Source organism: Stutzerimonas sp. CXK-1 (genome assembly GCF_057738225.1).
This window is the reverse complement of record NZ_CM173217.1, coordinates 2,558,470-2,567,529: the sequence shown is the minus strand read 5'-3', so window position 1 is coordinate 2,567,529 and position 9,060 is coordinate 2,558,470. Positions and strand designations below refer to the sequence as shown.

The 9,060-nt window shown below is 64.4% G+C and carries 12 protein-coding genes; 10 read left to right on the top strand and 2 right to left on the bottom strand.

Annotated elements, in window-relative coordinates:
* Positions 1–44: 44 nt before the first annotated feature.
* The 4 genes from AC0KXH_RS12010 (at position 45) to AC0KXH_RS11995 (ending at position 2,365) form a co-directional block, all read left to right on the top strand.
* On the top strand, positions 45–854 hold the full coding sequence (locus AC0KXH_RS12010) for a CheW domain-containing protein (RefSeq protein ID WP_061340625.1): 810 nt from the start codon (positions 45–47) through the stop codon (positions 852–854).
* A 74-nt stretch (positions 855–928) separates the two neighbouring features.
* A complete protein-coding gene (locus AC0KXH_RS12005) occupies positions 929–1,408 on the top strand; it encodes a chemotaxis protein CheW (RefSeq protein ID WP_041106420.1) in 480 nt (159 codons plus the stop codon).
* A gap of 3 nt (positions 1,409–1,411) precedes the next feature.
* On the top strand, positions 1,412–1,825 hold the full coding sequence (locus tag AC0KXH_RS12000; RefSeq protein WP_041106418.1) for a DUF2802 domain-containing protein: 414 nt from the start codon (positions 1,412–1,414) through the stop codon (positions 1,823–1,825).
* Positions 1,826–1,927: 102 nt separating this feature from the next.
* Positions 1,928–2,365: a rhodanese-like domain-containing protein gene (locus AC0KXH_RS11995; RefSeq protein ID WP_488223462.1), complete on the top strand. Its 438-nt coding sequence runs from the start codon at positions 1,928–1,930 to the stop codon at positions 2,363–2,365.
* Here the strand turns inward: AC0KXH_RS11995 and AC0KXH_RS11990 are convergent.
* Positions 2,346–2,678, bottom strand: a complete 333-nt coding sequence (locus AC0KXH_RS11990; protein WP_041106414.1) for an EscU/YscU/HrcU family type III secretion system export apparatus switch protein — start codon at positions 2,676–2,678, stop codon at positions 2,346–2,348. The genes AC0KXH_RS11995 and AC0KXH_RS11990 overlap by 20 nt on opposite strands.
* Positions 2,675–4,204: a flagellar hook-length control protein FliK gene (fliK, locus tag AC0KXH_RS11985; protein ID WP_488223461.1), complete on the bottom strand. Its 1,530-nt coding sequence runs from the start codon at positions 4,202–4,204 to the stop codon at positions 2,675–2,677. Before fliK ends, AC0KXH_RS11990 begins: the two co-directional genes overlap by 4 nt.
* A 135-nt stretch (positions 4,205–4,339) precedes the next feature.
* On the opposite strand from fliK, the gene ccmA reads away from it, so the two are divergent.
* The 6 genes from ccmA to AC0KXH_RS11955 are packed head-to-tail and all read left to right on the top strand — an operon-like array spanning position 4,340 to position 9,059.
* A complete protein-coding gene (gene ccmA, locus AC0KXH_RS11980; RefSeq protein ID WP_061339058.1) occupies positions 4,340–4,975 on the top strand; it encodes a cytochrome c biogenesis heme-transporting ATPase CcmA in 636 nt (211 codons plus the stop codon).
* Entirely contained in the window at positions 4,972–5,643 is a 672-nt protein-coding gene (gene ccmB / locus AC0KXH_RS11975) for a heme exporter protein CcmB (RefSeq protein ID WP_041106409.1), read from the top strand. The genes ccmA and ccmB overlap by 4 nt, the downstream gene beginning before the upstream one ends.
* 53 nt (positions 5,644–5,696) lie before the next feature.
* Positions 5,697–6,452: a heme ABC transporter permease gene (locus AC0KXH_RS11970; RefSeq protein WP_043220900.1), complete on the top strand. Its 756-nt coding sequence runs from the start codon at positions 5,697–5,699 to the stop codon at positions 6,450–6,452.
* Positions 6,449–6,625 carry a heme exporter protein CcmD gene (gene ccmD / locus AC0KXH_RS11965; protein WP_041106406.1) on the top strand — a complete coding sequence of 59 codons (177 nt, stop codon included), beginning with the start codon at positions 6,449–6,451 and terminating at the stop codon, positions 6,623–6,625. Before AC0KXH_RS11970 ends, ccmD begins: the two co-directional genes overlap by 4 nt.
* The gene (gene ccmE, locus AC0KXH_RS11960; protein ID WP_041106404.1) at positions 6,622–7,089 is read left to right on the top strand and encodes a cytochrome c maturation protein CcmE; all 468 of its coding nucleotides are present in this window, start codon (positions 6,622–6,624) and stop codon (positions 7,087–7,089) included. The genes ccmD and ccmE overlap by 4 nt, the downstream gene beginning before the upstream one ends.
* Positions 7,086–9,059 (top strand): heme lyase CcmF/NrfE family subunit, encoded by a 1,974-nt coding sequence (locus AC0KXH_RS11955; protein ID WP_043220898.1) that lies wholly within the window; start codon positions 7,086–7,088, stop codon positions 9,057–9,059. The genes ccmE and AC0KXH_RS11955 overlap by 4 nt, the downstream gene beginning before the upstream one ends.
* Position 9,060 lies beyond the last annotated feature (1 nt).

Here is a 9,060-nt window from a genome sequence, read left to right as displayed (position 1 = left end):
CAGCGGCCGATAGCCTGTAACGAATTCCATAGCGGACTGATTCGATGAGTCGCCCCGTCATAGCCGAAACGCGCTCCCAGTTGGCCCTGCAGTCCTATCTCGACGCGCTGTTGCAGGATGCGACGCAGGAACTCGAGCAGGCTCCGCTGGCCTCGGTCACCCTTGACGAGTTCCAGGCGGCGGTACTCGAAGAGCAGCAGCGCGATCACCAGCGTCAGCAGACCGTGCCGCCCGCTGCGCAGCCGCCTGTAGCCCCGGCGCCCGTCGAGCCGGTGCATTTGCGGGTGGTGGAGGAGGTTGTCGTCGCACCGGTGGTGCCACTGGTGCAGCCCGAACCAGAACCCGCGGAGCCCGCCGGGCCAGCGCTCGATGGTCAGCCAGACTGGGCGCGGGAGCCCTTCGAGTGCCTGCTGTTCGACGTCGCCGGACTGACCCTGGCCGTACCGTTGGTCTGCCTGGGCTCGATCTATCCGCTTGAAGGGCAGGAGCTGACGCCCTTGTTTGGCCAGCCCGACTGGTTCCTCGGCATCCTGCCCTCGCAGGCCGGCAACCTCAAGGTACTCGACACGGCGCGCTGGGTGATGCCCGACCGCTACCGAGACGATTTCCGCGAAGGGTTGCAGTACGTCATTTCCGTGCAGGGCTACGAGTGGGGCTTGGCAGTGCATCAGGTCAGTCGCTCCATTCGCCTCGACCCGAGCGAGGTCAAGTGGCGCACGCAGCGTACGCAAAGACCGTGGCTGGCCGGGACGGTGATCGAACACATGTGTGCGCTGATGGACGTGACGGCGCTGGCCGAGCTGATCGCCAGTGGCGCGATTCGTCAGTTGCGTCCCTCAGTTGCAAGGCACTGAGTAACCCATTTGCCGCGGGCATTGCCCGCCCCCGATAAGACGACCGCCGTTGCGGTTCTGGAGAAGGTGAGACTATGAAGATGACTTCCGCGCAGGGTGCCGAAGATCCCGTACTGCAGTGGGTTACGTTCCGTCTGGATAACGAGACCTATGGCATCAACGTGATGCAGGTCCAGGAAGTGCTGCGCTACAGCGAAATCGCGCCGGTCCCCGGTGCGCCGAGCTATGTGCTGGGCATCATCAACCTGCGTGGCAACGTGGTGACCGTGATCGACACCCGTCAGCGCTTCGGCCTGGCGCCGGCCCCGGTCAGCGACAATACTCGTATCGTCATCATCGAGGCCGACCGCCAGGTGATCGGCATCATGGTCGATAGCGTGGCCGAGGTGGTCTACCTGCGGCAGTCGGAGATCGAGACGGCGCCGAACGTCGGTAACGACGAGTCGGCCAAGTTCATCCAGGGCGTGTGCAACAAGAACGGCGAACTGCTGATTCTGGTCGAACTCGACAAGATGATGAGCGAAGAAGAATGGGCGGAACTTGAGAGCATCTGATACATGCTGATCCTGTCGCTGGTCGCGTCGGTCGTAGCCTTGGCGGTGGGGTGCCTGGGCTTGCTCGGCTTCTGCCTGTGGCTGCTCAAGCAGCAGCGGCGCCAGGCGGAGGAGCAGGCCAAGCGCGACGCGATCCGCGATCGACGGATCAAGGAGCTCGCCCAGCAGCTGGAGGTATTCGCCGAAGGTAGCATGCGCATGGGCGAGCGGCTCGATGAACTCAATCGTGTGGTGTCGCCGCTGCCCGAGCGGATGGTCCAGCTCGAGCAGCGTGACCCGAACAACTTTTCCTTCTCCCAGGCCGCCAAGCTGGTTGGCATGGGCGCCAGCGTCGATGATCTGACGCAATCCTGCGGGCTGTCGCAGTCCGAAGCCGAGCTCATGAGCAAGCTGCACAAGGCCCGGCAAAAGCCCTGAGCCATCGGATTCCCCGTAGTGCGGAACCGTGGCTGCTGCGTCACCCTCCAACGCATATCGACCCTTGGTCCGCTGCCCCCTGATCAACAGGGAGGAGGAGCGATGCTGCGTATTCTGATGCTGTTCTTCGTGCTGGTACCGGCTGGCCTCCAGGCCGGCGAGGCGCCGGATTCGGTGGATGGTGCGCTGACCGTGAATATCGCCCAGGCCAGGCAGCTGCACGAGCTGGGCGCAATCTTCGTCGACGTGCGGCCGGAGCGTGAGTGGGCCTGGGGACACATTCGGGGGGCCCTGCATCTGGATCTGGCGACCCGTTTCCAAAGCCTTGCCTCGGCAGACCTGCCGCGCCATGCGCCGCTCGTTGTCTATTGCGACAGCGCAGTCTGCCCCAGCGGTGCGCTGGCAGCGCAGATGGCGGTCGCCTGGGGCTACGAGCAGGTCTTCTACTTCCGCGAAGGCTATTTCGCCTGGCAACTGGCCGACCTGCCGCAGGCCAGTGGGGCAGAGGAACTGACCTACTTCAGTGCTTTGGGCCCGTGAGCATAGGATGCTGAGGCGCTGCCGGCTCGCCGGGATTGGGTTCGAACCCAGCAGGGCACTTGCCCTTGAGGTACCAGGCGAACGCGATGATTTCGGCGATGGTGCGATAAAGCGACTCGGGGATCGCGTCCCCCAGTTCCATGCGCGCCAGCAGGCGCACCAGGTCAGCATTTTCGTAGATGGGAACCTCATGTTCGCGCGCCAGCGCGAGAATGGCCTCGGCCAACTCATCGTCACCCTTGGCGGTTAGCGTCGGGGTGTTCTGGCCATCGTAGTTAAGGGCGATGGCCTGGCGGGGTGGGGAGGTGGTCATGCGGTTTCGTCCACGAAGCGTTGCTCCAGCGAAGTGCGTGGGCCCTGGGGCGGCGTACCTTGGCGGCAGTCGAGCTGGCCGACTTGCAGGCCCGCTGACAGCAGGCGTTCGCGCAAGTGTTCGAGCTCGGCGCTGACCAGGCTTGCGGTGCTCGCCCGTTCCGCCCAGAGCTGGCTGGACAGGCAGCCGCGCTGGAGCTGAGCCTGGACCTGCAGCGGGCCCAGCGGCGCGAGATCGAATGCCAGCTCCACGCGCCACAAGGGCTCAGGCTGCTCCTTGCTGTTTTCGCGCGCGGGCGCCTCACGTTGCAGCTTGATCTGCAGCGGCACGATGTCCTGGCGATCGCGCATGGGCAACTCCAGTTGCCAGGTGGTCAACTGGCTGCCGTCCGGGGTGACGTGCGTTTGCGCCAGGCTCGAGAGCTGGTGGGTCTGCAGACGCGAAACGGCGGCGGCGGCCAGTTTGAGGAGCATTTCCAGGTCGACTTCTTCTTCCATGCCGGCCGGCAGCCTGGCGCCCAAGGGGAAATTGAGGGCCAGTTGCTGCGCGTTGGCCTGGCCGAGTGCGCCTAGCGCCTGACGCGCGAAGGCGGGCAGCGCCTGACCGAAGCCGGCGCCTGATTGCGCCGCCAGCTGCGGCGTGCTGGTTGGCTGGGTTGGCAGCTGCGCCAGCAGCCGGAGCAGCAGTGCCTTGACATCGGCCGGAGCGCTACCCGTGAGTCCGGCGAGCAGGCGCGCCTCGAGGAAGACGCCGCTCGCGCTCAATGTCTCGGCGAGGGTTTTCGGGTCGCCGAGCTGTTCGACATCCGGCACGAGCCCGAGCAACTGCGACACCGTGCTGCGCAAATTTTCCGGCAGGTTGTTGCCCATGCCCTGCAGGGCATGGAAAACCCCTTCGAGCGAAGCCTGTCGACCTTGCTGCGCCGCAAGGTGCTGGGATAGCTGCAACTGGTCAAGCAGCCCGCCAAGCGGAATGAAGTTCAGCGCCTGCCCGCCCTGAACCTGAGCGGTCATCAGGCTGCCCAGCGCCAGCGGGCGGCTGGACTCGATCAGCATTGTCTGCCCGGATAGCGGGGTGTCGAGCAGCTTGAACGCAATCTGAAAGCTGGGACGACCGCTGGCATCGGTCAACTGGGCGCTGCCGACGACCTTGCCCTGAATGACCGTGCCGACCGGCAGCAGCGAGAGGTCGATACTCTGCAGCGTCTGGCTGCGCCCAGGTTGCAGTTGTGCCATGAGTCGGCTGTCGGAGAGCGCCGCGACTGCATAGGTCGCGCCGGGCAGGACGGGCCTGGTGCTGGTAGCCTCAAGCGTGGTCTGCCGACCGTTCTCCTGTGTCAGGCGCAGTACCAGCTGAAAGCTCTGCAGCGCTTCCTTGATCGATACGACCTCGGCCTCAGCGGTCTCGCCAGGACCGAGCAGACCTTGCATGGGCTGTAGCAGGCGCAAGGCGAGATCCACGGCTGCCGTGCTGTTGCGCACGGCAGCTGCCGGCGGCATGGCCTGGACGCTCTTGATCTCGGTCATCTTCCCCTCAAATGCGCTTACAACCTTTCGCGTTCGCTGCCTTCGGCACGAGAGCCTGGCATGTATAATCGCGACCGCCCGGCCAGCCGCCAGAGTATAGCGGCTGAGCTTTTTCCATCTTGAGGTGCCGCCAGCGTGACAACACCCTTTCTCGAAGCCGTGGCGCTCGCCTGCGAGCGGGACTGGCGTCTGTTGTTCGAGCGGCTGGATCTCCGCCTGGATCGTGGCGACATGCTGCAGATTGCCGGGCCCAATGGCAGTGGCAAGACCAGCCTGTTGCGCTTGCTCTGCGGTCTGATGCAACCGACCGCCGGCGAGGTGCTGCTCAAGGGCGCGCCGTTACAGGCCCAACGGGGCGAGCTGGCGCGCAACCTCCTGTGGATCGGGCACGCGGCCGGTATCAAGGGGCTCCTCACCGCCGAAGAAAACCTCAGCTGGCTCTGTGCGCTGCATCAGCCCGCCGAGCGAGAGGCCATCTGGCAGGCGCTGGCCAGTGTCGGACTGCGCGGTTTCGAAGATGTACCCTGTCATACCTTGTCGGCCGGCCAGCAGCGTCGAGTTGCGCTGGCCCGACTCTATCTCGCGCCGCCGCCCTTGTGGGTCCTCGACGAGCCCTTTACCGCGCTGGACAAGCTCGGGGTCGCCCAGCTCGAGGCGCACCTGGCCCAGCACTGCGAGGCGGGCGGACTGGTGGTGCTGACCACCCATCACAGCCTGGCGCAGACGCCCTCCGGCTACCGTGAACTCGACCTGGGGCAGCGCGCGGCATGAGTAACGTCTTCACGCTACTGCTGGCACGCGAAAGCCGCCTGTTGTTCCGTCGGCCGGCAGAGCTGGCCAACCCCCTGGTGTTCTTCGCCATCGTCATCGCGCTGTTCCCTCTGGCTGTCGGCCCGGAGTCGCAACTGTTGCAGAGCATTTCGCCGGGCCTGGTCTGGGTAGCGGCGTTGCTGGCCGTGCTGCTCTCGCTGGACGGGCTGTTCCGTAGCGATTTCGAGGATGGCTCTCTGGAACAGTGGGTCGTTTCGCCGCACCCTCTGCCGCTTCTGGTGCTTGCCAAGGTGCTGGCACACTGGGTCTTTTCCGGTCTGGCGCTGGTTTTACTGGCGCCGCTGCTCGGCATGATGCTGGGCCTGCCGCTTCGCACCCTGCCGGTGCTCCTGCTGTCGTTGCTGCTGGGAACGCCCATTCTCAGCCTGCTCGGCGCAGTTGGTGCGGCACTGACCGTCGGTCTCAAGCGGGGCGGCCTGTTGCTGGCCTTGCTGATTCTGCCGCTGTATATCCCGGTACTGATTCTTGGCAGCGGGGCACTCCAGGCGGCGCTGCAGGGATTGCCGGCGGCCGGTCATCTGTTGTGGCTGGCCAGCCTGACCGCCCTGGCGGTTACTCTGACCCCCTTTGCAATCGCCGCTGGCCTGAGAATCAGCGTCGGCGAATGAGGTTTTCCGACAGTCGGAGGCCCTGAGAGCCTCCCCTAGCGATGAGTCTTGCGATGAATTGGACGTGGTTTCACAAGCTGGGTTCGCCCAAATGGTTCTACGAAATCAGTGGCCGCTGGTTGCCCTGGTTCGCCTGGGCAGCCGGGGTTCTGATCGTCGTTGGTACCGTTTGGGCCTTGGCCTTCGCGCCGCAGGACTACCAGCAGGGCAACAGCTTTCGGATCATCTACATCCATGTGCCCGCCGCGTTTCTCGCCCAGTCGGTCTATGTAATGCTCGCCGTGGCGGGGGCGGTCGGGCTGATCTGGAAAATGAAACTCGCCGATGTCGCCCTGCAGCAGGCTGCGCCGATCGGCGCCTGGATGACCTTCATCGCCTTGCTCACCGGCGCGGTGTGGGGCAAGCCGACCTGGGGCGCCTGGTGGGTCTGGGATGCTCGGCTGACCTCCATGCTAATCCTTCTGTTCCTGTACTTCGGTGTCATTGCGCTCGGTCAGGCGATCAGCAACCGTGACAGTGCGGCGAAGGCCTGCGCGGTCCTGGCGATCGTCGGCGTGGTGAATATCCCGATCATCAAGTATTCGGTCGAGTGGTGGAACACACTGCACCAGCCGGCGACGTTCAAGATCACCGAAAAGCCGGCGATGCCCGTGGAAATGTGGCTGCCGCTGCTGATCATGGTGATCGGCTTCTACTGCTTCTTCGCCACGGTGCTGTTGATGCGCATGCGTCTGGAAGTGCTGCGACGCGAGTCGCGCAGCAGCTGGGTGAAGTCCGAGATCAGAACGCTGGTGGGGAAAGACGCGTGAATTTTTCATCCTTCGCCGAATTCGTCGCCATGGGCAACCATGGCGTCTATGTCTGGACATCCTACGGCATCAGCCTGGCGGTCCTGCTGCTCAACGTCGCGCTGCCGCTGCTGGCGCGTCGGCGTCACCTGCAAGAAGAGGCGCGCCGTTTGCGCCGGGAGGAAGTGAAGTGAATCCGGTGCGCAAAAAGCGGTTGTTCATCGTCCTGGCGATCCTGGCGGGGGTGGGCATCGCGGTGGCCCTGGCCTTGTCGGCGCTGCAGCAGAACATCAACCTGTTCTACACGCCAAGCCAGATCGCGGCCGGCGAGGCGCCGCAGGGAACTCGCATTCGAGCAGGCGGCCTGGTCGAGAACGGGTCGGTACAGCGCAGCAATGATTCGTTGAGCGTGGCCTTTCGCGTAACCGATGGCGCCGCCACGGTGACCATCCGCTATCAGGGCATCCTTCCTGACCTGTTCCGTGAAGGTCAGGGCATCGTCGCGCTCGGACGGGTGAACGAGGAGGGCGTGTTGGTCGCCGATGAGGTGTTAGCCAAGCACGATGAAAACTACATGCCGCCGGAGGTCAGTCAGGCCCTGGAAAAGAGCGGCATGATGAAACACTACGAAGGCGGCAAGCAGGAGTATCAGAAATGATTCCGGAGCTCGGCCATCTGGCCATGATCCTTGCCTTGTGCCTGGCGGCCGTGCAGGCGACTCTGCCGCTGATCGGTGCTTGGCGTGGCGACCGTATGTGGATGGGGCTGGGGCAGCCGGCGGCCTATGGCCAGTTCGTTTTCCTCGCCTTCGCCTTCGTTTGCCTGAGCTATGCGTTCATGGTCGACGATTTCTCGGTCGCCTACGTGGCGCAGAACTCCAACAGCGCATTGCCCTGGTATTACAAGTTCAGTGCGGTGTGGGGGGCGCACGAGGGTTCGCTGCTGCTCTGGGCGTTCATTCTGTCCGGCTGGACCTTTGCCGTGGCGGTCTTTTCGCGGCAATTGCCGGAGGACATGCTGGCGCGCGTGCTCGGCGTAATGGGGTTGATCAGCGTCGGCTTCCTGCTGTTTCTCATCGTCACCTCCAACCCGTTTACCCGCCTGTTGCCGCAGGCGCCGGGCGATGGGCGCGATCTCAATCCGCTGCTGCAGGATTTCGGCCTGATCGTGCACCCGCCGATGCTCTACATGGGTTACGTCGGCTTTTCGGTGGCCTTTGCCTTTGCCATCGCCGCTTTGCTGGGCGGCCGCCTCGATGCCGCCTGGGCGCGCTGGTCGCGTCCCTGGACGCTGGTGGCCTGGGCCTTCCTCGGTGTCGGCATCTCGCTCGGTTCCTGGTGGGCCTACTATGAACTCGGCTGGGGCGGCTGGTGGTTCTGGGATCCGGTGGAAAATGCCTCCTTCATGCCCTGGCTGGTTGGTACCGCGCTGATCCACTCGCTGGCAGTGACCGAGAAGCGCGGAGTGTTCAAGAGCTGGACGGTCCTGCTCGCCATCGCCGCGTTCTCCCTCAGCCTGCTGGGCACCTTCCTGGTCCGTTCCGGCGTGCTGACCTCGGTGCACGCGTTCGCCACCGATCCGGAACGCGGTGTGTTCGTCCTGGTATTCCTGCTGCTCGTGGTCGGCAGCTCGCTGACCCTGTTCGCGCTGCGCGCGCCGGTGGTCAAGAGTCAGGTTGGCTTCGGGCTCTGGTCGCGAGAAACCCTGTTGCTGGTGAACAACCTGCTGCTGGTCGTGGCCACTGCGATGATTCTGCTCGGCACGCTTTACCCGCTGCTGCTGGACGCCATTTCCGGTGCCAAGCTGTCGGTCGGGCCACCCTATTTCAATGCCATGTTCGTGCCCTTGATGGCGGCACTGATGCTGACGCTCGGTGTTGGCGTGCTGGTGCGCTGGAAGGATACGCCGCTGAAATGGCTGCTGGGCATGCTCGGTCCGGTGCTGATCGCAGCCGTGGTGCTTGGAGGCCTCGGTTCGTTGGTCTTCGGTGACTTCAATTTCGCTGTGCTGGCGGTCTGTCTGCTGGCGGCCTGGGTCGTCCTGGCTGCAGTGCGCGACCTGCTCGACAAGACTCGTCACAAGGGACTGGTCAAAGGCGCACGCGGCCTGAGCCCGAGCTACTGGGGCATGCACCTGGCGCACCTGGGCCTTGCGGTCTGCGCGATTGGCGTGGTGCTGACCAGCCATCAGAGCGCCGAGCGGGACCTGCGTCTGGCGCCTGGCGAGTCGCTCGAGCTGGGTGGCTACCATTTCGTCTTCGACGGTGCCGAGCACCACGAAGGGCCGAACTTCACTTCTGATCGGGCTACGGTCCGCGTGTTCGATGGCGAGCGCCAGATCGCGACGTTGCATCCGGAAAAACGGCTTTACACGGTGCAGCAGATGCCGATGACCGAAGCAGGTATCGACCCTGGATTCACCCGCGATCTCTACGTGGCGCTCGGTGAGCCACTGGGCGACGGTGCCTGGGCGGTGCGCGTGCACATCAAGCCCTTCGTACGCTGGATCTGGCTCGGCGGTCTGATGATGGCATTCGGCGGCGTGCTGGCGGCGAGTGACCGGCGTTATCGAGTGAAGGTCAAGACCCGGGTGCGTGAAGCGCTGGGGCTGGCAGGACAAGGAGCCTGAT

Bases quoted from the DNA above. Each gene is read 5' to 3' on its own strand.
- AC0KXH_RS12010 (WP_061340625.1), top strand. From the start codon at position 45: ATGAGTCGCCCCGTCATAGCCGAAACGCGCTCCCAGTTGGCCCTGCAG.
- AC0KXH_RS12005 (WP_041106420.1), top strand. From the start codon at position 929: ATGAAGATGACTTCCGCGCAGGGTGCCGAAGATCCCGTACTGCAGTGG.
- AC0KXH_RS12000 (WP_041106418.1), top strand. From the start codon at position 1,412: ATGCTGATCCTGTCGCTGGTCGCGTCGGTCGTAGCCTTGGCGGTGGGG.
- AC0KXH_RS11995 (WP_488223462.1), top strand. From the start codon at position 1,928: ATGCTGCGTATTCTGATGCTGTTCTTCGTGCTGGTACCGGCTGGCCTC.
- AC0KXH_RS11990 (WP_041106414.1), bottom strand. From the start codon at position 2,678: ATGACCACCTCCCCACCCCGCCAGGCCATCGCCCTTAACTACGATGGC.
- fliK (WP_488223461.1), bottom strand. From the start codon at position 4,204: ATGACCGAGATCAAGAGCGTCCAGGCCATGCCGCCGGCAGCTGCCGTG.
- ccmB (WP_041106409.1), top strand. From the start codon at position 4,972: ATGAGTAACGTCTTCACGCTACTGCTGGCACGCGAAAGCCGCCTGTTG.
- AC0KXH_RS11970 (WP_043220900.1), top strand. From the start codon at position 5,697: ATGAATTGGACGTGGTTTCACAAGCTGGGTTCGCCCAAATGGTTCTAC.
- AC0KXH_RS11955 (WP_043220898.1), top strand. From the start codon at position 7,086: ATGATTCCGGAGCTCGGCCATCTGGCCATGATCCTTGCCTTGTGCCTG.